The organism is Cellulomonas sp. B6 (assembly GCF_001462455.1).
Lineage (GTDB): Bacteria > Actinomycetota > Actinomycetes > Actinomycetales > Cellulomonadaceae > Cellulomonas.
In genome coordinates, this window is the sequence record NZ_LNTD01000030.1 from 1 (window position 1) to 23,751 (window position 23,751).

17 protein-coding genes are annotated in these 23,751 nt (G+C 76.2%); 10 read left to right on the plus strand and 7 right to left on the minus strand.

Translation table 11 applies throughout. The features are described 5' to 3' along the window. Positions 1-111: 111 nt before the first annotated feature. Positions 112-504, minus strand: a complete 393-nt coding sequence (locus tag ATM99_RS01885) for a VOC family protein (protein ID WP_082659132.1) — start codon at positions 502-504, stop codon at positions 112-114. A 130-nt stretch (positions 505-634) separates the two neighbouring features. Here ATM99_RS01885 and ATM99_RS01890 point away from each other — a divergent pair, with 130 nt between their 5' ends. Next, positions 635-1,666 carry a sigma-70 family RNA polymerase sigma factor gene (locus tag ATM99_RS01890; RefSeq protein ID WP_223304761.1) on the plus strand — a complete coding sequence of 344 codons (1,032 nt, stop codon included), beginning with the start codon at positions 635-637 and terminating at the stop codon, positions 1,664-1,666. A gap of 484 nt (positions 1,667-2,150) precedes the next feature. Here the strand turns inward: ATM99_RS01890 and ATM99_RS01900 are convergent, their stop codons facing one another. Continuing rightward, positions 2,151-3,467 (minus strand): DEAD/DEAH box helicase, encoded by a 1,317-nt coding sequence (locus ATM99_RS01900; RefSeq protein ID WP_062101263.1) that lies wholly within the window; start codon positions 3,465-3,467, stop codon positions 2,151-2,153. 212 nt (positions 3,468-3,679) lie between these two features. Beyond that, positions 3,680-5,458, minus strand: coding sequence for an alpha/beta-hydrolase family protein (locus ATM99_RS01905; RefSeq protein ID WP_082659127.1), 1,779 nt, complete (start codon positions 5,456-5,458; stop codon positions 3,680-3,682). Between the two features lie 175 nt (positions 5,459-5,633). Between ATM99_RS01905 and ATM99_RS01910 the strand changes: the two genes are divergently transcribed. Continuing rightward, positions 5,634-6,266, plus strand: a complete 633-nt coding sequence (locus ATM99_RS01910; RefSeq protein WP_062101264.1) for a hypothetical protein — start codon at positions 5,634-5,636, stop codon at positions 6,264-6,266. A gap of 4 nt (positions 6,267-6,270) precedes the next feature. On the opposite strand, the gene ATM99_RS01915 is transcribed toward ATM99_RS01910, so the two are convergent. The 3 genes from ATM99_RS01915 to ATM99_RS01925 are packed head-to-tail and all read right to left on the minus strand — an operon-like array spanning position 6,271 to position 8,981. Next, entirely contained in the window at positions 6,271-7,467 is a 1,197-nt protein-coding gene (locus tag ATM99_RS01915; protein WP_062101265.1) for a DUF6544 family protein, read from the minus strand. Then, a complete protein-coding gene (locus ATM99_RS01920) occupies positions 7,464-7,922 on the minus strand; it encodes a MarR family winged helix-turn-helix transcriptional regulator (RefSeq protein WP_062101266.1) in 459 nt (152 codons plus the stop codon). The genes ATM99_RS01915 and ATM99_RS01920 overlap by 4 nt, the downstream gene beginning before the upstream one ends. A gap of 57 nt (positions 7,923-7,979) precedes the next feature. Continuing rightward, complete coding sequence (locus ATM99_RS01925; RefSeq protein WP_062101274.1) at positions 7,980-8,981, minus strand: glutathione S-transferase family protein; 1,002 nt, start codon at positions 8,979-8,981, stop codon at positions 7,980-7,982. Between the two features lie 297 nt (positions 8,982-9,278). Between ATM99_RS01925 and ATM99_RS01930 the strand changes: the two genes are divergently transcribed. The 6 genes from ATM99_RS01930 to ATM99_RS01955 all read left to right on the plus strand — a co-directional run bounded on the left by ATM99_RS01930 (position 9,279) and on the right by ATM99_RS01955 (position 17,865). Next, a complete protein-coding gene (locus ATM99_RS01930) occupies positions 9,279-11,096 on the plus strand; it encodes a hypothetical protein (protein ID WP_223304762.1) in 1,818 nt (605 codons plus the stop codon). A 79-nt stretch (positions 11,097-11,175) separates the two neighbouring features. Continuing rightward, positions 11,176-11,958, plus strand: a complete 783-nt coding sequence (locus ATM99_RS01935) for an LLM class F420-dependent oxidoreductase (RefSeq protein WP_369797966.1) — start codon at positions 11,176-11,178, stop codon at positions 11,956-11,958. Between the two features lie 159 nt (positions 11,959-12,117). Further along, the gene (locus ATM99_RS01940; RefSeq protein ID WP_150118067.1) at positions 12,118-14,103 is read left to right on the plus strand and encodes a metallophosphoesterase; all 1,986 of its coding nucleotides are present in this window, start codon (positions 12,118-12,120) and stop codon (positions 14,101-14,103) included. 125 nt (positions 14,104-14,228) lie between these two features. Further along, positions 14,229-15,812, plus strand: coding sequence for a D-alanyl-D-alanine carboxypeptidase family protein (locus ATM99_RS01945; protein WP_150118068.1), 1,584 nt, complete (start codon positions 14,229-14,231; stop codon positions 15,810-15,812). A gap of 19 nt (positions 15,813-15,831) precedes the next feature. Continuing rightward, a complete protein-coding gene (locus ATM99_RS01950) occupies positions 15,832-16,512 on the plus strand; it encodes a metal-dependent transcriptional regulator (RefSeq protein ID WP_062101269.1) in 681 nt (226 codons plus the stop codon). Between the two features lie 75 nt (positions 16,513-16,587). Then, positions 16,588-17,865 carry an MFS transporter gene (locus ATM99_RS01955; RefSeq protein ID WP_062101270.1) on the plus strand — a complete coding sequence of 426 codons (1,278 nt, stop codon included), beginning with the start codon at positions 16,588-16,590 and terminating at the stop codon, positions 17,863-17,865. On the opposite strand, the gene ATM99_RS01960 is transcribed toward ATM99_RS01955, so the two are convergent. Next, positions 17,797-19,683: a helicase HerA-like domain-containing protein gene (locus ATM99_RS01960; RefSeq protein ID WP_062101271.1), complete on the minus strand. Its 1,887-nt coding sequence runs from the start codon at positions 19,681-19,683 to the stop codon at positions 17,797-17,799. The two genes, ATM99_RS01955 and ATM99_RS01960, sit on opposite strands and share 69 nt — an antisense overlap. Before the next feature lie 88 nt (positions 19,684-19,771). Between ATM99_RS01960 and leuS the strand changes: the two genes are divergently transcribed. Beyond that, a complete protein-coding gene (leuS, locus tag ATM99_RS01965; RefSeq protein WP_062101272.1) occupies positions 19,772-22,687 on the plus strand; it encodes a leucine--tRNA ligase in 2,916 nt (971 codons plus the stop codon). Positions 22,688-22,725: 38 nt separating this feature from the next. Then, positions 22,726-23,676 (plus strand): DegV family protein, encoded by a 951-nt coding sequence (locus tag ATM99_RS01970; RefSeq protein WP_082659134.1) that lies wholly within the window; start codon positions 22,726-22,728, stop codon positions 23,674-23,676. Positions 23,677-23,751 lie beyond the last annotated feature (75 nt).

The following is a 23,751-nucleotide window of genomic DNA, read 5'->3' on the forward strand; positions in this document are numbered from 1 at the left end:
TGGCACGAGGCGACGACACGTCCGCCGTGCCGGAGTGCGCCCGCCGTGCACGTCCGTACCTGTCCGTGCCCGTACCTGTTCGTGCCCGTGCCCGTCCGCGCCGCGCCGAGCTCAGGCCGACGCGGCGAGGTCCATGTGCAGCAGCTCCCACACGTGCCCGTCGGGGTCGGTGACCGTGCGCGCGTACATCGGGCCCTCGTCCTGGACGGGTCGCAGCTCGCGGCCGCCGTGCGCGAGCGCCGCGCTCGCGAGCGCGTCGACCTCGGCGCGGTCGGCGGCGGTGAGGCACAGCAGGACCTCGGTGGTGGTGCGGGCGTCGGCGATGGGCAGGGGCGTGAAGTCGGCGAAGCGGGAGTGGTCGAGCAGCATGACGCAGATGGTGTCCGACACGACGACGCACACGACGTGCTCGTCGCTGAACATCTCATTCACCGTCAGCCCGAGGCCGGTGTAGAACGTCCGTGCCCGGGCGAGGTCGCCGACGGGCAGGTTGACGAAGATCATGCGGTCCACGCAGGGCTCCTCGATGCGGCCGCCGGTCCGGGTGACGGCGGGTGCACGTGTACCGACCCGCGCCGCCGTCGCGGGTCACCGGGGCTGCGGGATGTCGGAGGTCGGGGCTACCGTCGTGGGTGTGACGACGACCACACCCGGGGCCGCCGCGGCACCCGCCGGTGCGCCCGTGCCGACCGACCTGACCGCCGACGAGTTCGCGCAGCGGCTCGCTCCGATGCGACGCGAGATCCTGGCGCACTGCTACCGCATGACGGGCTCCGTGCACGACGCCGAGGACATGCTGCAGGAGACGTACCTGCGCGCCTGGCGTGCGATGCGCGGGTTCGAGAACCGTTCGTCGCTGCGCACCTGGATGTTCCGGATCGCGACCAACGCGTGCCTCACGCACCTCGACGGCCGTCGTCGTCGGCCGCTGCCGACGGGCATCGGCGCACCGGCGGCCGACCCGCGCGACCAGCCGCGCGAGGACCTCGGCACGCCGTGGCTCGAGCCGCTGCCCGACGACCTGGTGTGGACCCGGGCGCCGCAGGACCCGGCCGAGGTCGCCGTCGACCGGGACAGCGTCCGGCTGGCGTTCGTGGCCGCGCTGCAGCACCTCACGGCCCAGCAGCGCGCCGTGATGCTCCTGCGCGACGTGCTCGCGTGGTCGGCGGCCGAGGTCGCGGACGCGCTGGACCTGTCGGTCGCCGCCGTCAACTCCACGCTCCAGCGTGCCCGGGCGCACATGGCCGGCGTGCAGCACGTGACGCCCCTCGAGCCGACCGACCCGCGGCACAAGGAGCTGCTCGAGCGGTACGTGGCCGCGTTCGAGGCGTACGACGTCGCCGCGATCGTCGACCTGCTCGCGGCCGACGTGGTCTGGGAGATGCCGCCGTTCCCCGGGTGGTACGCCGGCCCGCGGGCGGTCGGCGAGCTCATCGGCACGTGGTGCCCGGCCCAGGGGCCGGGCGACATGCGCATGGTCCCCACGAGCGCCAACGGCCTGCCCGCGTTCGCGATGTACATGCGCGACCCCGACGGCGTGCACCGCGCCTTCCAGGTGCAGCAGGTGACCGTCGCCGCGGACGGCGTCCGGCACGTGACCGTGTGGTTCGGCGCGCCGCTGTTCGCGCGGTTCGGGCTCCCGGCCGAGCTGACCGATCCGACCTGACCGACCGGATCTGACCCGACCGGACCTGGCCCGACCGACCTGATCCGGCCGACCTGACCTGATCGACCTGATCGACCGGACCCGGGTCGCCCACGCCGTCAGCCCGGGGTTGCGCCGCCTGCGGACCCAGCACACGGGCCCCGACCAGCCCTCGGGTCGAGGAACGGCCGGGGCCCGCGTGCAGGGTGCCCCGTGCGGGGCGGGACGTCAGACGGTCGGTGCGGCGGCACCGCTGCGGCCACGGCCACGGCCGCCACGGCGGCGCCGGCGCTGGCCGGTCGCACCGTCCGCGCCCGTGGTGGCCGACGAGCGCTGCTGCTCGGCGGCGGGCCCCGTCGAGCCGACGCCGGCGGCCGTCGCCGGACCGGCCGGGCGGCTCGCCGCGCGGGTGCCCGAGCGGCGACGCTGACCGTCACGCTCGTCCGGCGTCCCGGCGGTGCCACGGACGGGTCCGCGGTCGCGCACCTCGCCCGGGGCGCGCTCGTCACGGCGGCCGCCGTCGCGGGACCGTCCGGCCGCCGCCCTGGCGACCCCCGCCCTGGCGACCGCCACGCGTGGCGTCGGCGGTGGCGGTCCGGACGGCCCCCGACGTGGCTGCCGGTGCGGCGACGCCGCCGCCGCCCGCCGCGGGCGCGACGGTGCCGGGTGCGTCGGCGAGCTGCCGGACGAGCGCGTCGTCGGCCCGCACCGCGACGGGCGTCACCGAGATGCCGGCCGCACGGGTCATCGACCGCACGTCCGCGCGCTGCTCCGGGAGCTGGAGCGTGAGCACCGTGCCGGCCGCACCCGCTCGCGCGGTGCGGCCCGAGCGGTGCAGGTACGCCTTGTGCTCGGCGGGCGGGTCGACGTGCACGACCAGCTCGACCTCGTCGACGTGGATGCCGCGGGCGGCGATGTCGGTCGCGACCAGCACGCGTGCCTCGCCGGAGGAGAACGCGGCGAGGTTGCGCTCGCGCGCACCCTGGCCGAGGTTGCCGTGCAGGTCGACCGCGGGGATGCCCGCCTGGTTGAGCTGCTTCGCGAGCTTCTTCGCGTGGTGCTTGGTGCGCATGAACAGCACCCGGCGCCCGCGTCCCGCCGCGAGGGCGTGCACGACGTCGCGCTTCACCGTGACGTCGGCGACCTCGAGCACGTGGTGCGTGCTCGCCACCGCGGTCTGCGCGGCCGGGTCGACCGCGTGCTCGACGGGCGAGGTGAGGTAGCGGTCGACGAGCGTGCCGACGCCGTTGTCGAGCGTCGCCGAGAACAGCAGCCGCTGCCCGCGCTGCGGCGTGCGGTCCAGCAGCCGACGCACGACGGGAAGGAAGCCGAGGTCGGCCATGTGGTCGGCCTCGTCGAGGACCGTGATCTCGATGCCGTCGAGCGTCAGGAGGTTCTGGCGCAGCAGGTCCTCGAGCCGGCCGGGGCACGCGACGAGCACGTCGACGCCGCGGTCGAGGGCCGTGACCTGACGCGACTGCGCGACGCCGCCGAAGACGGTCGTGGTGCGCAGCCCGGCCGCGGCCGCAAGCGGTGCGAACGTCGCCTCGATCTGCGTCGCGAGCTCACGCGTCGGGCAGAGCACGAGCGCACGCGGCCGGCGGGCGCGACGGGGCGTGCCCGACGCGGCCAGGCGCGTCACGACCGGCAGCGCGAACGCGAGCGTCTTGCCCGAACCGGTGCGTCCGCGGCCGAGCACGTCCTTGCCGCGCAGCGTGTCGGGCAGCGTCGCGGTCTGGATGGGGAAGGGGGTGGTGATCTGCTGGGCGGCGAGGGCGCGGGCCAGCACCTCGGGCACGCCGAGGTCGGTGAAGGTCGTCACAGGATGGTGCCTCTCAGGCCGGGTGTCGGCCGGTGGGGGGTCGGGGTCCGCCGCACGATGCCCGGGGGGACTCCACGACGCGGGGCGCGCGGTCGTCCGCGCTGCCACTCGGCTGCCAGTGTCTCACACGGCGCGCGGGCGCCCCCGGGGACGGGACGGCGTGGCCCCGCCCCGACGCCGGCGCCCCGGTCGTGCACCGGGTCGCGGTGGTCTCAGCGTGCGCCCACGGACGTGCCCCGCGGATCCTCGAGGACGCCGCGCAGCGACGTCGTGGCTGCGGGCGTCCACCCGGGCGGCGGCGCGACGGCGGCCCACGCGTCGGCGTACTCGCCGACGTAGGTGTGCCCGTGCCCGGCGGGCGCCTCACCCGCGACGAACAGGTCGATCCCGACGCGGAAGAACGTCGCGACGGGGAACCAGTCGACGTCCGGCAGCACGTCCTCGCCGCGGGGCTCGCGCAACCAGTCGGGCTCGGCCAGCAGCAGGTCCGGCGACCACCACACGACGCCGTCCGACGCGTGCTGGAGGTACACGACGCGGGGCCGCTCCCAGCGCGCCCCGCCGCCGAACGTCGCCGCGTCGGCCGTGCGGGACGTGTCGCCCCACCGGACCCGCCGGCCGTCGTCGACCACGGGCAGGATCTCGCGCGAGCCCGGGTCGCGGTGGTCGGTGAGGTCGCGCCACAGCGGCGTGAACCCCGGCGTGCCGGCCCACACGGCGCCGTCGGTGCGCGCGGCGACGTCGGGCAGCGACGCGAACGCACCCTGCGAGCCGTAGCTGCCCAGCGAGATGCCGAACGCGTAGAGCGCGGGGCGGTCGTCCTCGGGCAGCTGCGACCAGCGTGCGTGCACGGCCTCGAACAGCGCGCGCCCGGCCGCGGGCGGGGTCGCGCGGTCGCCGACGAAGCTCACCCAGCTCGGCAGGTACGAGTACTGCATCGCCGCGATCGCGGTGTCGCCGCCCCAGAGGAGCTCGACCGCCGCGGCGGCCGGCGGGTCGACCCAGCCCGTGCCCGTGGTGGTCCCGACGACGAGCACCGACCGGTCCCACGCGTCCGTGCGGTCGAGCTCGTCGACGACCAGGGCGGCGACCGCGTCGAGGTCGTCGCCCGCGTCGAGGCCCGCGTACACGCGCACGGGCTCGCGCACGTCGCGGTCCAGTCCCGCGGCCCGCGAGAACCGCGCGAGCTCGTCGACGTCCGGCCCGCCCGAGACGAACCGGCGGCCCTCGCGGCCCAGCGTCCCCCACGCCGCGAGCGAGTCGGGGGAGCCGCTGCGCAGGGACGACGTCGGCGGCTCGTCGCCGGGGTACGTGTCCTGGTCGAGCGCCGCGTACGTCGTCGTCAGCACGTGCTTGACCCCCGCCACCACGGTCCCGTCGAGGACGAGGTACGCAGCCACCGCGACGACCGCCACGGCGACGAGCCGTGCCGCGACCGGCGGCAGCAGCCGCCCCGTGAGCCGGGCGACCGCGAGCACGGCCGACCGCAGGCCGCGTGCGGCGAGCACGAGCAGCAGCGCGAGCCCGGCGCCGAGGACGAGCACGAGCAGCGGCCGCGCGGGCGTCGGGTCGCCCATGTCGAGCAGCGCGCGCGCCCGCCTCTGCCAGTCGGCGTCGACGAGCAGCGCCCACACGACGACTGTGAGCGCGGCCCCGGCGCCGCACCGCCGCGCGAGCGTGCGACGCTCGCGCGGCCACGGCGCGCGCAGGCCGATGCGTCGCCCGCCCCAGCCGACGAACGTGCCGACGCCGTAGCCGAGCGCCGCGCAGACGCCCGCGATCGCCCCCTGGTACAGCGGGCTGCGGGGCATGAGCGACGGCCCGAGCGCCGCAGCGAACAGCACGAGCGCTCCCACGAGGCCCGCGGGGGAGAAGCGGTTCCACCACCGGGCGAGGGCGGCGACCGCGCGGGGTCCGCGCCGAGCGCGGGCCCCCGGTCCAGGGTTCTCGTCGTCGGCCGTCGCCGCGTCCCGTGACGCCCCCGCCGCCATGCAGGCCACTGTGCCACGCCACGCCGCACCACCACGAGCCCTGCTCCGTGCGCGCTCCTGCGCGGCGCCGAGGGGCGCCTCGGCGCGTCGTCCCTGGTGGAGCGGCCACCGCCCGTGGCGGGGTGGGTACCGTGGTGCCGGGCGGCCGCACGGGCCGTCGGGACGGCGGGCGACGATGAGCGACACCGGGTATGGCGACTTCGAGTTCGAGCGACGGTTCGTCGCGCGCTGCGTGCCCTCCGAGCTGCTCGACCCGGCGCCCGCGTTGATCGTGCAGAGCTACTACCTGGCCGACGAGGGGTTCGCGCTGCGGGTGCGCGCGCAGGTCTCGTCGGTCGCGGGCGTGGACGTGCGCGACGACGAGGTGACGCTGCTCGAGCGGTACGCCGCGCAGGTCGACTTCTGCGCGGTCACGGTCAAGGGGCCGATGAACGGCGGCACGCGGTACGAGGCCGAGCGGGAGATCGACCCGCTCGTGGGCGTCGAGATGGTGCGTCGCGGCGGCGCGCGCGTCGCCAAGGTGCGGCACTCGGTGTGGCTCGGCGAGGACGGCTGGGTCGTCGACGTGTTCGCCGGCGCGAACGCCCCGCTCGTGGTCGCCGAGGTCGAGCGCGGCGGACCCGTCACGGACCTGGCCATCCCCGACTTCTGCGTCACCGAGGTGACGACCGACCCGAGGTTCGCCAACGACGGCCTCGCCGGCGCGCCCTACGCGGGCTGGGTCGACGCGTGGGAGGCCGAGCTCGCGCGCACCGGGCCGCGGTTCCTGCAGGGGTTCGGCCACGACCACCGCATGACCGGGATCTGACCCCTCACGTCGTCCGCTCGACGGTGAACGTCATCTCGGCGTAGGTGAACGGTGCACCCGGGCCGTGCCACAGGGCGCGTCCGGTGACGACGCGGCGGCCGCACGCGTCGACCGCGACGCCGTCGACCGGTGTCGACCAGTGCGTTGGCGTCGAGGTGCGCCCGTCGGCCGACGCGCGCCCGCGGTCGTCGGACGCGACCTCCCGCAGGTCGCCGGCGTCGTCGAACGTCAGCACCGCGTCGACCTGCTGGGTCCGGGTCCGGTAGGTCGCGCGGACGCGGTGCGCGTCGACGTCCTGCCAGGTCACGGGTGCGTCGACGAGCGCTGCGGGCGCGAGCAGGCACAGGTCGTCGAGCACCGTGACGACCTCGCTACGGTCGAGGTCGGGGCCGGCGCCGCGCATCACCGGCACGACACCGAGCACGTGTGCGGCCATCGTCGCGCGTCCGTCGCGCAGCACGTGCAGCACGTCGACCGGCAGCCCGCCGCGCGTCGCGTCGAGCAGGAACAGCCGGACGGGGTCGGCGTCGAACGTGTTGGTCTGCTCGCCCGTGAACGGCATCCACGGTTCGTCGGGACCGCCGCGCAGCCGGCCCTCGACGGTCGTGCGGACGACGCCCACGCGGGGCGGTCCCACCGCGTCCGTGCGGCGCAGCCAGCGCGCGACGAGCGGTGGCAGGGCGTCGACGTCGGCGTCGGTCACGGGGGTCGTCACGCGCTCCCGCGTCGTGCGGGGCGTCGTGGGTGCGGTCGACGGCGGCGGGGCCGACGGGTGTGCGGGAGAGTCGGCCGGGGAACCCGTGAGCGCCGCGACCGCAGTGCGGTACCGCCCGCGCGGCGACGCGGCGTGACCGCACCACCACCCGTGCAGCACGGCGGCCAGCAGCACCGCGTCGGGCACCAGCCCGGCCGCCGCGTCGGGCCACGCCGTGGCGACGAGCGCGACCGAGCCCGCGGCCGCGACGGCGCCCGCGCGCCACCAGCGTGCGCGTCCGGCCGCGAGCCCGACGCCCGCCACGACGGTCACGGCCGCGACCGCGAGCCACGCCACCCCGGTGGCGCGCGGCACGGCCAGCGCGGGCACGGACGCCGGCGACCACGCGGCGACGGCGCCCAGCAGGTGTACGAGCCCGTGCGCGACCACCACGCACCCCAGCGCGACGCGGACCGTACGGCGCGCGCCGGCGGGTCGCGCGCTCACCGGTCCGCCGCCGTGCGCAGCGTGCCGAGGCAGCGCTCGACGAGCCGTCCGAGCGTGGCGAGGTCGCCGTCGGGCAGGTCGGCGAACACGGCGGCGACGACGTCACGCTGGTGCGCGGCGGCGTCGGAGGTGTCGAAGGTGCGCGCGACCAGCGGGGTGACCGCCAGGCGGGTCGCCCGTCGGTCGTCCGGGTCGGGCTCGAGCGTCACGAGGCCGCGCGCCGCGAGCTGCAGGGCGACCTGCTTGACGTTCTGGCGCGACGTCCCGTAGGCGTGCGCCGCCTGCGTGAGGGTCGGGCGCTCCCCGGGGAAGCCGCGCACCAGCACGGCGAGGAGCAGCCACTGCCGGGCCGTCACGCCGTAGCGCGCGAGCGCGTCGTCGGCGTACCGCGTGAGGTGCTGCGTGAGGACGAACAGCGCGCCGAGCACGTCGCTCTCGGTGGTGGGGCGGTCCATGATGGGTAACGTATTACCCATCATGGACCGCCGGCGGGGACCGTGGTCCCGGACGGCTCAGACCTCCCCGGCCCCGTGCCCCGCGACGACGCGCTCGGCCTCACGCACCGGTCCCGGCGGCGTGCCGTCGCCGAACGGGCGTCCCCCCAGCGCCTCGCGGCCGTGCGCCGTCAGCCAGCCGCGCGTGTCGGGCCCCTGCGGCACGATCCCCGACGGGTTGATGTCCCGGTGCACCTCGTAGTAGTGCTGCTTGATCTGCACGAAGTCCACCGTGTCGCCGAACCCGGGGGTCTGGAACAGGTCGCGTGCGTACGCCCACAGCACCGGCATCTCGGTGAGCTTGCTCCGGTTGCACTTGAAGTGCCCGTGGTACACGGCGTCGAACCGCACGAGCGTCGTGAACAGGCGCACGTCCGCCTCGGTGATCGAGTCACCCACCAGGTACCGCCGGTCGGCCAGCCGCTCGGACACGCGGTCGAGCGCGTCGAACAGCCGCGCGTACGCGCGGTCGTACTGCTCCTGCGAGCCCGCGAAACCGCACCGGTACACGCCGTTGTTGATCTCGCGGTAGATCTCGCCCGACACGGCGTCGATCTCGTCGCGCAGCGCCAGCGGGTACAGGTCGGGCGCGCCGTCGCGGTGGAACGCCGACCACTGCGTCTGCAGGTCGAGCGTGATCTGCGCGAAGTCGTTCGTCACGACCTTGCCCGAGGGCACGTCGACGATCGCCGGGACCGTGATGCCGCGCGGGTACTGCGGGTCGCGGGCCAGGAACGCGTCCTGCAGGCGCGGGATGCCCAGCACCGGGTCCACGCCGCCCGGGTCGAGGTCGAACGTCCACGACCGCTCGTCGTGCGTCGGCCCGCAGATGCCCATCGACAGCGCGTCCTCGAGCCCGAGCAGGCGTCGCACGATCACCGCGCGGCTCGCCCACGGGCACGCGCGCGACACGACGAGCCGGTAGCGGCCCGCCTCGACGGGCCAGCCCTCGGCGCCGTCCGCCGTGATGCGGTCGGTGAGGTAGCGGGTGTCGCGCTCGTACCCCGCACCGGGCGTCACGTAGACGCCCGGACGGTCGTGCGCGGACGCACCGTCGGGGGTCGTCCCGCCGGCCGCGTCCGTGGTCGTCTCGCTGCTCGGGCTCGTGCGCGTCTCGTCGTCCACGCGTCGATCATCCCCCGGGGTGCGCGTCGCCGCAGGTGGGCTCGTGCACCCGGCGCGTCGCACGGGCCTCGCCCCGGAACGTCCCGGTTCCCGAGGCTGCGGCGACGGGGCGACCTGCCTACAGTGGCGACCCGTCGGCGACCGCCGGCCCGCGGTGGGGGCACCGCGCGACCGCGGGAGGTGCGGGTGCACGTGCAGAGGTCCGACGGGTCCGACGACGCCACGACCGGGCGCCGTCGCCCGCGGGTGGTCGCGATCGCGGCCGCCGTCGCGGTCGCGCTGACGGCCGCGTGCTCGTGGGGCACGACGCCCGACGCTCCCGGCACCACCACGCCGTCCGCGTCGGCGCCTGCTGACCCCATCCACCCGGTCGTCCAGGCGCCGCCGGCAGCGACGGTCGTCACGGGGGACGACGCGCAGGCCGCGCTCACGACGTCGCGCACCCTGCTGGCGTCGGCGCCCGTCGTCGTGCTCGCCCCCGCGGGGGACGGCACCGCGGCGCTGACCGCCGCGAGCGCCGCCGTCGCCCTCGGTGCGCCCGTGCTGCTCGCCGCCGACGGCGCGGACGTCGCGGGTGAGCTCGAGCGTCTGGGCGCCACCCACGTGCTGGCGGTCGGGGACGTGCCCGCGGACGCGATCCCGGACGGCGTCGCGTCCGTCCCGGCGGCGTCGGGTGCCGACGCCGACGCGCTCGAAGCTGCCACGGGCGCGGACCTCGGCGCGCCGGTCGTCGTCGGCCCCGGCGGCGAGGACGCCGCGGTCCGTGCGCTCGAGGGGCCCGAGCCGGCCGTGCTCGTCGCGGGCCCGACCGGCGACGCCTCGACCGACCCCGCCTCGGTCGACCCCGGCCCGGCCGATGCCGCCTCGACCGACCCGGCGGCGACCGACCCGGCCCTGAGCGACACCGCCGGGCCGAGCAGCACCGCGACCGCGCTGCCCGCGACCACGCTGCCCGCGACCGCGCCGGTGACCGCCGACGGCGTCGTCGCGTTCGCGGACGGCACCGTGCCGCTCGCCGCGGCCGCGACGCTGCGCGCGCTCGGGGTCGTCGTGCTCGACGTCCCCGGCGGCGACCCGCGCGCGACGTCCGCCACGGTGCAGGCCGTCGCGTCCGCCGCCCCGGCGGCCGTGGTCGCGTTCGGCGACACGTTCGGCACGCCCGAGCAGCTCGCCGCGCGCGTCGCGACAGCGCGCACGGGCGTCGAGCTGCCCGGCGGCGGTCAGCTCGTCTTCCCGGCGGTCCCCGGGCAGCCCGGCAAGAAGTACGTCGCGCTGTACGGCACTCCCGGGTCGGGGGCGCTCGGCGTGCTGGGCGAGCAGGACGTGCCGGCGACGATCGCGCGCGCCGAGCAGCACGCCGCGCCGTTCCGCTCCCTGACGGCCGACACGGTCGTGCCCGCGGTCGAGATCATCGCGACCATCGCCTCGGGCGGGCCCGAGGCCGACGGCAGCTACTCGCGCAAGCGTCCCGTCGAGGACCTGCGTCCCCTCGTCGAGGCGGCCGGCGCCGCCGGGCAGTACGTGGTCCTCGACCTGCAGCCGGGCCGCCAGGACTTCGTCACGCAGGCGCAGGCCTACGCCGACCTGCTCGCGCTGCCGCACGTCGGGCTCGCGCTCGACCCCGAGTGGCGGCTCGCGCCCGACCAGGTGCACCTGCGGCAGATCGGCTCGGTCGGGATCGACGAGGTCAACGCGACGGCGGCGTGGCTCGCAGGCTTCACGCGCGAGCGCGGCCTGCCGCAGAAGATGTTCGTGCTGCACCAGTTCTCGCTGCGCATGATCACCGAGCGGGAGCGCCTCGACACGTCGCACGACGAGCTCGCACCCCTGATCCACGTCGACGGGCAGGGCAGCCAGCCGGCCAAGGCCGGCACGTGGGCGACGCTGCGCACCGGCGCACCGCCCGTGCACTGGGGCTGGAAGAACTTCTACGACGAGGACGCTCCGATGCTCGACCCGGCGCAGACGTACCAGGTGCAGCCGGTGCCGGACCTCGTCACCTACCAGTAGCCCGTCACCCCGGCAGCCCACCACCGGCCCGGCCGCGCGACCACGCCGGTCGCGGGTCTAGCGTGGGCGTGTGACCGAGATCTCCACGGCCGGTGTGCGCATCGGCGTCCAGCTCCAGCCCCAGCACGCCACCTACGGCCAGATCCGCGACGCGGTGCTGCGCGCCGAGGACCTCGGCGTCGACGTGGTCTTCAACTGGGACCACTTCTTCCCGCTCTACGGCGACCCCGACGGCCTGCACTACGAGTGCTGGACGATGCTCGCGGCGTGGGCCGAGCAGACCGAGCGCGTCGAGCTCGGCGCGCTCGTGACGTGCAACTCGTACCGGAACCCCGAGCTGCTGGCCGACATGGCCCGCACGGTCGACCACATCAGCGACGGCCGCCTGATCCTGGGCATCGGCGCGGGCTGGTTCCAGCGCGACTACGACGAGTACGGGTACGAGTTCGGCACGGCGGGCTCGCGCATCGCGGACCTCGCGCAGGCGATGCCGCGCATCAAGGACCGGTGGGCGCGGCTCAACCCGGCGCCCGTGCGGGACATCCCCGTGATGATCGGCGGCGGCGGCGAGCGCAAGACGCTGCGCGTCGTGGCCGAGCACGCCGACATCTGGCACTCGTTCGGAGACGTCGAGACCCTGCGCCGCAAGAGCGCCATCCTCGACGAGCACGGCGCCGCCGTCGGCCGCGACACCGCGACGCTCGTCGAGCGCTCCGCGGCCGTCGACGGGCAGGACCCCGCCGAGGCCGGCGACGCGTTGCTGGCAGCCGGAGTGCGGCTGCTGACGTCGAGCGCGAGCGGCCCCGACTACGACCTGACGCTCACCGAGAAGTGGGTGCGCTGGCGCGACGAGCGCTCCTGACGGCGCGGGCCGGGGCGGCGGGCTGATCGAGCGGCGACCGGGGCCTCGGCGACGGGCCCGGACGGTCGGTCGCACGCTCGCGGCCGGGCCGCCGCGCACGCCGCGTCGGCCCGGGCGGCGACGCGCCGACGCGCGCCCTCGCGTCTAGGCTCGGACCCGATGGAGCACCCCACGACGACCCCGCCCGACGGGCCCCGCACGCCCGGCGAGCAGACCGCCGACCGCCCCGGCCGGGCACGCGTCGGGCAGCGGCTGGTCGGCGCGGTCCGCGGCTGGCGACCGCGCCGTCCCCGGCGCGGCTGGTGGCCCGTCGTCGGCCTCGTCGCGCTCGCGGCCGTCGCCTCGGTCGTGTTCGGCGTGACCACGGCGTCCGTGCAGAGCGCTCTGGGACCGCACGTCACGCGGTACGACGTCACGACCGACTCGACCGTGACGATCGACTTCGGCCCGCTGGGCACGCTGCAGATCGACTCGCCCCTGCCGCTGACCCTGGGCGTGCGGGCCACGGTGCAGGAGATCCCGTCGTCGGTCACCGAGCTCGGCGAGGCACGCACGCTGCAGGCGCTGAGCAACGACCTGTCGGCGTACGTGCAGTTCTTCTCCGGCCCGGCCACCGCCGTGCGGGACATCGCCGTCGCGCTCGTCAGCGACGCGCTGCTGCGCTCGGCGCTCGCGTTCGTGGTGCTCGTCGCCGCGTGGTGGGTGCTGCGTGCGGTTGTGGGTCTCGCACGCCGCGACGAGATCGCCGCGTGGTTCGGCGCGCACGCGCGCCCGGTGACCGCCGGCACGCTCGCGCTCGTGCTGGGGGCGACCGTCCTCACGTCGAGCGTCGGCCCGGGGGACCGGCCCGGGGTGGGTCACCTGTCGTCGGCGGTCTTCGACGGCACGCCGCTCGAGGGGGCGCGCGTCACGGGTCGGCTCGGTGGCGTCATCGACACGTACGGCGCCTACGCGGTCGACGCGTGGCGGCAGAACGAGAGCTTCTACCGCGACGCCGGCGACGCGCTGGTCGCCGCGTGGCAGCAGTGGGAGGACGACGAGGCCGCGCGCCCGGCGGACGCGGCGGTCGACGGTCCGCCCGGTGCGCAGGACGACGGGGCCGCCGGCGACGGGGCGGGCGCGTCGGGGGACGGCGGCGACGCGAGCCAGGGCGAGGCCGCCGCGGACCCGTCGGGCGGGGGGCAGGACGACCCGCAGACCGACCCGCAGACCGACCCGCCGGCCGAGCTCGACGCGGACGCGCCGGCGGGCACGCCCGGGCCGCGGCGCAGCCCGACGCCGTCCGCGTCGCCGACGCCCGAGGTCGACCCCGTCGTCCTGGTCGTCGTCTCCGACCTGCACTGCAACGTGGGCATGGCGACGCTCATCGGCTCGCTGGCCGAGCTCGCGGGCGCGGACGCGGTCCTCGACGCCGGTGACACGACCATGAACGGCACGTCGGTCGAGCAGTACTGCGTCTCGTCGTTCGCAAGGGCCGTGCCCTCGGGCGTGCAGCTCGTCACCTCGCCCGGCAACCACGACTCGCGCGAGACCTCGGCGATGTACGCGCGGGCCGGGGCCACGGTGCTCGACGGCGGCGTCGTCGACGTCGCGGGCGTCCGGATCCTGGGGGACCACGACCCCAAGGAGACGCGCGTCGGCGCCGGCGGCACGGCGGCGGCCTCCGCGGAGACGCCCGCCGAGATGGGCGCGCGGCTCGCCGAGGTCGCGTGCGAGGCGGGCGACGTCGACCTGCTGCTGATCCACACCCCGACGGTGGGCGACGCGGCCCTCGACGAGGGCTGCGTACCCGCGCAGGTCTCGGGCCACTACCACCGGCGCGTCGACCCCGAGCAGGTCGGGCTCGGCATCCGCTACATCTCGTCGAGCACGGCCGGTGCGACGCTCAACCAGCCCACCGTCGGACCGCTGCGCGGCATCGCGCAGATGACGGTGCTGCGCTTCGACCCGCAGGCGCGCCGCGTGCTCGACTACCAGGTGGTCGAGGTCACCCCGCAGGCCACCGTCACGGTGAACCCCCGGTCACCCTGGCCCCGGGTGGTCGGGAACCAGGACGAGGCTCGCCTGCCGTGGGGCGGGCCGCCGGCGGACGACCCCGCGGCGGCGCCGGACGCCCCCGCCGGCACCGACGCGTCGGACGGCTGAAGCGCTTCGCACGTCGCCGGTCGCGGCCCAGGGGGTTGCGCACACGCCCCGCGGGTGCTGCCCTGGGAGTCGCGCGTGCACCGGGCCCGTCGTCGTGCCCGTCGCCGCGCGGCGAGGGGGTGCGTGTGCGACGGCAGGCGATCGGCGCGGTCACGGTCGTGCTGGTGCTCGCGGGGGCGGCACCGGCGCTCGCGGGCCCGGGCGAGGACGTGCTGCGTCCCGGCGAGCGACTGGCCCCCGGGCAGGCGCTGCTCGCACCGGGCGGCGTGCACACGCTCGTGGTGCAGCCGGACGGTGCGCTCGGCCTGTACGCGCTCGACGCCCCGGCGCGGTGGTCGACCGGGCGCGGGGTCGCGGGGTCGACGCTGTCGACCGACGACTCGGGCGACGTGCGGCTCGTCGCGCCGGACGGCACGCTCGTGTGGAGCACCGGGACGGGTGGGTCGGCGGGGACCCTGCGGGTGCTCGACGACGGTGACGTCGTGGTGACCGGACCCGACGACACGGTCGTCTGGAGCAGCGGGACCGCGCAGCCGCCGTCGACCCTGGTGGGCCCGGCGCGGCTCACCGGCGACGACGTCCTCGCGTCGCCCGACGGGCGGCACACGCTGCTGGTCGTGCCCGGTGCGGGCGTGCAGCTGCAGGGGCCCGACGGCAGCGTCCGGTGGGCGCCCCAGGTCGCGACCGCGCCGCAGCCCGCGGCCGCGACGGCCGCGCCCGCCGGTGCCCCGCAGCCCGGCACGCCGGCCGCCGCGGTCGCGCTCGAGCTGCGCGCCGACGGGAACCTGGTCGCGGTCGACGAGGACGGCGACCGCGTGTGGCGCTCGCGGACCGCGGGGCTCGGGGCGACGTCCCTGGAGGTCGACGACGACGGCACGCTGGTGCTGCGCGACGACGCGGGTGAGGCGGTGTGGAGCTCGGGGGCGCCGATCGGCCCGTCGACGCTCGCCCCCGGCGGGGAGCTCGCGCCGGGCGCGTCGCTGGGATCGCCCTCGGGCCACCTGGGCGTCGCGGTGCGCGACGGGGCGCTCGTCGCGACGTGGGACGGCGAGGAGGTGTGGACGTCGGGGCGCGTCGGTGCGGCGCTCGCGCGCCTGCAGCCCGACGGCGACCTCGTGCTCCTCGACGACGCGGGCGCACCGGTGTGGAGCGCCGCGACGGCTGGTCACGACGGTGCCCGGCTCGTGCTCGAGGAGGCGGCCGTGCTGCTCGTGTCGCCGCGGGGTGAGGTGCTGTGGCAGGTCGCGGTGCCCGCGGACCGTGTGCCCGTGGGCGTGCCGGCCGTGGGCTGCGCGCAGGTCGACGGGCCGGTGCCCGAGGCCGACACGGTCCGCACGCGGTCCGGGATCCGCGTGCACGCGTGCCTGGCCGAGGCCGTCGACGCGATGGTCGAGGCGGCGCGCGCCGACGGGGTCGTGCTCGGCGGTGGCGGGTGGCGCAGCACGGACCAGCAGGTCGCGCTGCGGCGCGCGCACTGCGGCCCCACCGACCACGACGTGTACGACAAGCCGGCGTCGGCGTGCTCGCCGAGCACCGCGCGGCCGGGGTCGTCGCGGCACGAGCGCGGGCTCGCGATCGACGTCACGAGCGGCGGGCGCACGGTGGGGGCGGGGTCGGCGGCGTATGCCTGGCTCGTCGAGCACGCGGGGGCGTACGGCCTGGAGAACCTGCCGGGGGAGCCCTGGCACTGGAGCGTCGACGGCTCGTGATCGCCCTACGCTGGGGGCCGTGAGCCAGAGCCCTGCACCCCTGACCGCGGTGAGCCAGGACTACCTCAAGGTGATCTGGGGAGCCCAGGAGTGGTCCGACGCGCCCGTGACGACGGGCCTGCTCGCGGCGCGGCTCGGCGTCGGCGCGTCGACCGTGTCGGAGACGGTCAAGCGACTCGCCGACGCGGGGCTGGTGACGCACCGGCCCTACGGCGCGGTCGAGCTGACGGACGCGGGACGCGCGCACGCGGTCGCGATGGTGCGACGGCACCGCCTGATCGAGACCTACCTGGTGGAGCGCCTGGGCTACGGCTGGGACGAGGTGCACGACGAGGCCGAGGTGCTCGAGCACGCGGTGAGCGACCGGTTCGTCGAGCGCGTCGCGGACCTGCTGGGACACCCGGACCGCGACCCGCACGGCGACCCGATCCCGGCCGCCGACGGCACCGTGCACCTGCCGGACGCGCACCCGATGTGGGAGGTCGCGGCGGGGGAGTACCGCGTGGCGCGGATCTCCGACGCGGACCCCGAGCTGCTGCGCTACCTCGAGGACGTGGGCCTGGTGCTGGACGCGCCCGTGCAGCTCGACGAGCGGCGCGCGGTCACGGGGACCGTGAGCGTGCGCGTCGACGGCGCCGAGCGACGCGTCGAGCTGGCGGAGGTCGCGGCGGGGGCGATCTGGCTCGCTCCGCGCGCCTGACGTACGCTCGAGCCATCCCCGCAGGTGGTCGACGGCGTCCTCCGCGTCTGTTTCGAATCGATTCGAGGATCGTCCGTGACCGTCACCCCCCGCCCCACGCCACGCGCCGGCGAGCCCGGCACGCGCGTCGGTGCCGCGCTGCTCGCGCTCGCGCTGGGCGGCTTCGGCATCGGCACCACGGAGTTCGCCACGATGGGCCTGCTCCCCGAGATCGCCCACGACCTCGACGTGACCATCCCCGTCGCGGGGCACGCCATCACCGCGTACGCGCTCGGCGTCGTCCTCGGCGCCCCCACGCTCGCCGCCCTCGGTGCACGTCTCGACCGCCGGCGTCTGCTCCTGCTCCTCATGGTCGCGTTCACGGTCGGCAACGTGCTCTCGGCCTTCGCCCCGACCGCCGAGACCCTGGTCGCCGCGCGCCTGCTCGCCGGGCTCCCGCACGGCGCGTTCTTCGGTGTCGGCGCGGTCATGGGCACCGCGGTCGTCGGGCCCGCCCGCCGTGGCCGCGCGGTCGCCGCGATGATGACCGGCCTCACGGTCGCGTGCGCGGTGGGCGTGCCGCTCACCGCGATCGTCGGGCACGCGATCGGGTGGCGCTCGGCGTTCGTCGGCGTCGGCGTGATCGGGATCGTCACGCTGCTCGCGCTGCGTGCCTGGACGCCGTCGCTCCCGGCCGACCCGGCGGCCAGCGTGCGCGGTGAGCTCGCCGCCGTGCGCAACCGTCAGCTCTGGATCGCGTTCGCGGCCGGCGCCGTCGGCTTCGGCGGCATGTTCTCGGTGTACTCCTACGTCAAGCCCCTGCTCACCGACGTCACCGGTCTCGACGTCGGCCTCGTGCCGCTCGTGCTCGCGCTCTACGGCGTCGGCATGACCGTCGGCACGCTGGTCGGCGGGCGGCTCGCGGACCGCTCGGTGCTCGGCACGGTCGTGGCGGGCATGGTCGCCACGATCGTCGTGCTCGTCCTCATCGCCCTGGTCGGTCCCTACGCCTGGGCCGCGATCCCCGCGATCGTGCTGCTCGGCGTGACGTCGCAGGTGCTCGGGCTGTCCCTGCAGACGCGCCTCATGGACGTCTCGCCCGACGCGCCGTCGCTCGGCGCCGCGCTGTGCCACTCGGCGCTCAACCTCGGCAACGCCGCGGGCGCGTTCCTCGGCGGGCTCGTCATCGCCGCCGGCTGGGGTCTGCTCGCCCCCGCGTGGGTCGGCGCGGCGCTCACCGCGCTCGGCCTGCTCGTCGTCCTGACCGTCGGGCGCACGCAGCCGCCGGCTCGGGCCACGGACGCGTCATCGCCGGCGCCGACGCGTCCCGAAGATCGTGCGGGTGATCTCCCGGCCGAGCTGGGTGCCCGCTGACCTGAGGAACGACTCCAGGGGGTCGCCGCCCCGCCCGCGCGCCGACCCGCGGCGGCCCTGTTCGGCCCGTGCCCGCTCCCGCTCCGCCCGGGCGGCCTCCTTCTCCGCGGCCCGCGCGTCGGCCTCGGCCGCCTCGGCGGCCCGTGCCGCCGCCCGTGACGCGTCGGCGTCGGCCATGCGCGCCTGCAGCAGCTCGTGCGCCGACTCGCGGTCGACCGGCTGCACGTAGCGCGCCGCGACGGGCGACGTCGCGACCGCGGCGTGCACCGTCGCCGCGGCCGCCGGTCCCATCGACGCCTCGGGTGCGTACAGCCGGGTCCACGCCACCGGCGTCGGCGCGCCCTTCTCGTCCAGCACCGTGACGACCGCCTCGCCCGTGCCCAGCCGCTGCAGCACCTGCTCCAGGTCGTAGGTCGACGACGGGTAGGTCCGGGCCGCGGCCCGCAGCCTGGCGGCGTCCTCGGGCGTGAACGCGCGCAGCGCGTGCTGCACGCGACTGCCCAGCTGCCCGAGCACGTCGGCAGGGACGTCCTTCGGGCTTTGCGTGACGAGCACGATCCCGACGCCCTTGGAGCGGATGAGCCGCACCGTCCGCACGACCTCGGCGAGGAAGGCCTTCGACGCGTCCGCGAACAGCAGGTGCGCCTCGTCGAAGAAGAACACGAGCCGCGGCCGCTCGGGGTCGCCGACCTCGGGCAGCACCTCGAACAGCTCCGCGAGCAGCCACATGAGGAACGTCGAGAACAGCGCGGGCCGGTCCTGCACGTCCGGCAGCTCGAGCGCCGAGACCACGCCGCGCCCGTCCGGTGCGGTGCGCAGCAGGTCCGTCACGTCGAACGCCGGCTCCCCGAAGAACGCCCCGGCGCCTTGCGCCTCGAGCGCCACGATCTGCCGCAGGATCACACCGGCCGTCGCGGCCGACAGGCCGCCGATGCCCTTCAGCTCGACCTTGCCGTCGTCGCTCGTCAGCCACTGCAGGGTCGTGCGCAGGTCGGCCAGGTCGAGCAGCGCGAGCCCCTGCTGGTCGGCCCAGTGGAACACCAGCCCCAGGCTGGACTCCTGCGTCGCGTTGAGGCCCAGCACCTTGGCCAGCAGCAGCGGCCCGAGGTCGGTGACCGTGGTCCGCAGCGGTACGCCGTCGCCCGCCCCGCCGAGCGCGTAGAGCTCCACCGGGAACGACGTGGCCGACCACGGCTGGCCGAGCGCCGCCGTCCTCGCAGCGAGCCTCTCCGACGAGACCCCGGGCTCGGCCAGCCCGGTGAGGTCGCCCTTGACGTCGGTGACGAACACCGGGACCCCGGACGCGCTGAGCCGCTCGGCCATGAGCTGCAGCGTGCGGGTCTTGCCGGTGCCCGTCGCGCCCGCCACGAGCCCGTGCCGGTTGAGCATCCCCAGCGGGAGCCGCACCACCGCACCGGGCCGGGGCGTGCCGTCCTCGAGCAGCACGCCCAGGTCGAGCGTCGGTCCCGCGGCGGCGTACCCCGCCGTGACCGTGCGCTCGAGGTCCGAGACGGTCGCGGCGGGTCCGCTCGGTCCGTCCGCCGTCGCCGGGTCGACCGGGATCGCGGGGGAGGCCGCGACGTCGTCCCCGGCCCCGCTCCCGACGCCGTCCCCGGCGTCACGGGCCGCGCGGCGTGCGGCGTCGAGCGCGGCGGTCGCGGCGGCGGCCTCCGCCTCGGCCGCCTCGGCGCGGGCGCGCGCCGCGTCGGCCGCCGCACGTGCCGCCGCGGCCTCGAGCCGCGCGAGCTCGGCGTCCGCGGTCTCCCCCGCGGACGCGTCCGACGACCTGCCCGACGACGACGGCGTGCTGTCCGACATGACGCGATCCTAGGGACGAACCGGACGGCCCGCCGGTCCTGCGCGGTCCGCGCACCGGGCGCCCGTGCGGCGTCGATAGGATTCCCGGGTGAGCGACCAGTCCCCGAACCCGACCCCCGACGACGTCCCGTTCCGCTACACCGCCGCCCTCGCGCAGGAGATCGAGCTGCGCTGGCAGGAAGAGTGGGACCGGCGCGGCACGTTCCACACGCCCAACCCGGTCGGGTCGCTCACCGACGGCGCGGGCCGCCTCGCCGCACCCGGCGCGCGTCCGTTCTTCGTCATGGACATGTTCCCGTACCCGTCGGGCGCGGGCCTGCACGTCGGGCACCCGCTGGGGTACATCGCGACGGACGTCGTGGGTCGGTACCGCCGCATGTGCGGCGACAACGTGCTGCACGCGCTGGCCTTCGACGCGTTCGGCCTGCCCGCCGAGCAGTACGCGGTGCAGACCGGCCAGCACCCGCGCACCACCACCGAGGCGAACATCGCGATCATGCAGCGCCAGCTGCGTCGCCTGGGTCTCGCGCACGACCCGCGCCGCTCGTTCGCGACGATCGACCCGGACTACGTGCGCTGGACGCAGTGGATCTTCCTGCAGATCTTCGAGTCCTGGTACGACGAGGACGCCGTGCGCCCCGACGGCGGCACCGGGCGCGCGCGCCCGGTCGCCGAGCTCGTCGCCGAGTACGAGGCCGGCACGCGCGCGCTGCCCGCCGACGTCGAGGGCGTCACGCCGGGCGCGACGTGGGCCGACCTCGACGCCGCGACGCGCCGCCGCGTGATCGACTCGCGCCGACTGGCGTACCTGTCCGACACGCCCGTGAACTGGGCGCCCGGGCTGGGCACCGTGCTGGCCAACGAGGAGGTCACGTCCGAGGGGCGCTCCGAGCGCGGCAACTTCCCGGTGTTCCAGCGCAACCTGCGCCAGTGGAACATGCGGATCACGGCGTACGCCGACCGGCTCACGGACGACCTCGAGCGCATCGACTGGCCCGAGAAGGTCAAGTCGATGCAGCGGCACTGGATCGGCCGCTCGACGGGCGCACGCGTGCGCTTCGCGGTGCAGGGCGGCGAGCAGGTCGAGGTCTTCACGACCCGCCCCGACACGCTGTTCGGCGCGACGTTCCTCGTGGTGGCGCCCGAGCACGCGCTGCTCGACGAGCTGCCCGCCGCGTGGCCCGACGGCACGTCGACCGCCTGGACCGCCGGGCACGCGACGCCGTCCGACGCGGTCGCCGCCTACCGCGCGCAGGCCGCCGCCAAGACCGCGCTCGAGCGTCAGCAGGACGCCGGGCGCAAGACCGGCGTGTTCACCGGGCACCTGGCCGTCAACCCGGTCAACGGCGAGCTGCTGCCCGTCTTCACGGCCGACTACGTGCTCCTGGGCTACGGCACGGGCGCGATCATGGCCGTCCCCGGCGGGGACGAGCGCGACTTCCAGTTCGCCGAGGCGTTCGGCCTGCCCGTGGTCTACACGGTCGACGCGCCCGAGGGCACGCCGCCCGGCGCGCGCACGCACGACGGCCTGGTCGTCGGGTCGGCGAACGACGAGATCAGCCTCGACGGCCTCGACGTCACGCAGGCCAAGGAGCGCATCGTCACGTGGCTCGAGGCCAAGGGCGTCGGCGAGCGCACCGTCACGTACCGCCTGCGCGACTGGCTGTTCAGCCGGCAGCGCTACTGGGGCGAGCCGTTCCCGGTGGTCTACGACGAGCACGACACGCCCATCGCGCTGCCCGACTCGGCGCTGCCCGTCGAGCTGCCCGACGTCCCCGACTTCTCGCCGCGCACCTACGACCCCGACGACGCGGACTCCGAGCCCGAGCCGCCCCTGGGTCGCAACACCGACTGGCTGCACGTCGAGCTCGACCTGGGCGACGGGCTCAAGACCTACCGGCGTGACGCAAACACCATGCCCAACTGGGCCGGCTCGTGCTGGTACCACCTGCGCTACCTCGACCCGCACTCCGACGACCGCCTGGTCGACCCCGCGCTCGAGGAGTACTGGATGGGGCCGGGCCACGGCTCGCAGCCCGCGGGCTCGACCGGTGGCGTCGACCTGTACGTCGGCGGGGTCGAGCACGCCGTGCTGCACCTGCTGTACGCGCGGTTCTGGCACAAGGTGCTCTACGACCTGGGCCACGTCCGCAGCGCCGAGCCGTTCCACAAGCTGTTCAACCAGGGCTACATCCAGGCCTACGCGTACACCGACGAGCGGGGCGTATACGTGCCCGCGGCCGAGGTCGTGGAGGACGAGGCGTCGCCCACCGGCTTCACGTGGGACGGGCAGCCGGTGAACCGCGAGTACGGCAAGATCGGCAAGTCGTTGAAGAACGCCGTGTCGCCCGACGAGATGTACGAGGCGTACGGCGCCGACACGCTGCGCGTCTACGAGATGTCGATGGGCCCTCTCGACCTGTCCCGGCCGTGGGAGACGCGGGCCGTCGTCGGTGCGCAGCGGTTCCTGCAGCGGCTGTGGCGCAACGTCGTGGACGAGACCACGGGTGAGCTCGTCGTGAGCGAGGAGGCGCCGTCCGCCGAGACGCTGCGCGTGCTCCACCGCACGATCGTCGACGTCCGCGAGGACATGGAGGCGATGCGCATCAACACCGCGATCGCCAAGCTCATCGTCCTCAACAACCACCTCACGACGCTCGACCGCGCGCCCCGCGAGGCGGTCGAGGCGCTCGTCGTGATGACCGCGCCGGTCGCACCGCACGTCACCGAGGAGCTGTGGGCACGCCTGGGCCACGACGAGTCGGTCGTGCACGCGTCGTTCCCGCAGGCCGACCCGCAGCACCTGGTCGAGGACACGGTCACGTGCGTGTTCCAGGTGCAGGGCAAGGTCCGCGGCCGTGCCGACGTCCCGACCTCGGTCTCCGAGGACGAGCTGCGCGCGCTCGCGCTCGCCGACGAGGGCGTCCAGCGCGCGCTGGCCGGTCGCGACGTGCGCACGGTCGTGGTGCGGGCGCCCAAGCTCGTCAACGTGGTGCCCGCCTGACCGGCCCGACGGGCGCCGCGGTGCCGCGCGTCGCGGTCGTGACCGACTCGACCGCGGCGCTGCCGCCCGGGCTCGCCGAGCAGGTCGGGCTGCACGTCGTGCCGCTCGAGGTCAGCGTCGACGGTGCGCGTCACGCCGAGGGCGTGGACGTCACGCCCGACCAGCTGCTGCACGCGCTCGAGCGCGGGGCGAGGGTGACGACGTCGCAGCCGCCGCCGTCCGCGTTCGCGGCGGCGTACGAGCGTGCCGCCGCGGCGGGCGCGCACGAGATCGTCTCGGTGCACCTGTCGGGGGAGATGTCGGGGACCGTGCGCTCGGCGCGCACGGCCGCGACGGTCAGCCCGGTCCCGGTGCGCGTCGTGGACTCCCGAGGCGCCGCGCTCGGGCTGGGATTCGCCGCGCTCGCGGCCGCCCGCCGCGCGGCCTCGCCCCTCACGACGAGCGACGCGGGCGAGGGTGCCGGCGACGCGCGCCCCGTCGGCCGCGCGGCCGCGGTCCGGCGCTGGCTCGCGCGCGCGGCCCGACGTGAGGGCGAGGCGGAGCCGACGTGGCCCGACGCCGAGCAGGTCGCGGCGGCCGCGACCGTCGCGGCGCAGAGCGCGCGCGTGTGGTTCCTCGTCGACTCGCTCGACCACCTGCGGCGGGGAGGGCGGCTCGGTGCGGGCGCCGCCGCGCTCGGCACGGTGCTGGGGCTGCGCCCGTTGCTGTCGCTGCAGGACGGGCGGCTCGTCGTGGCCGAGAAGGTCCGGACGCGCCGTGCCGCGCGCGAGCGGCTCGAGCACCTCGCGCTCGCCGAGATCGCGGCGCGCGCGGGCGCCCGTGTCGGTGTCCACCACGTGGGGCCCCCGGACGCGGCCGACGCGCTCGCGCGGCGGCTCGCCGACGCCGCCGGCTCGCACGTCGTCGAGACCCTCGTCGCCGACGCCGGTGCGGTGCTCGCCGCGCACGCCGGTCCGGGACTGCTGGCCGTCGTGGTCGCCGACGCGTAGCGCGAGCCGACCACAGGACACCGCGACGTCGGCGTCGTCCCCGTGCGCCGGTCCCGTGGGCGGGCAGGTCCCGCC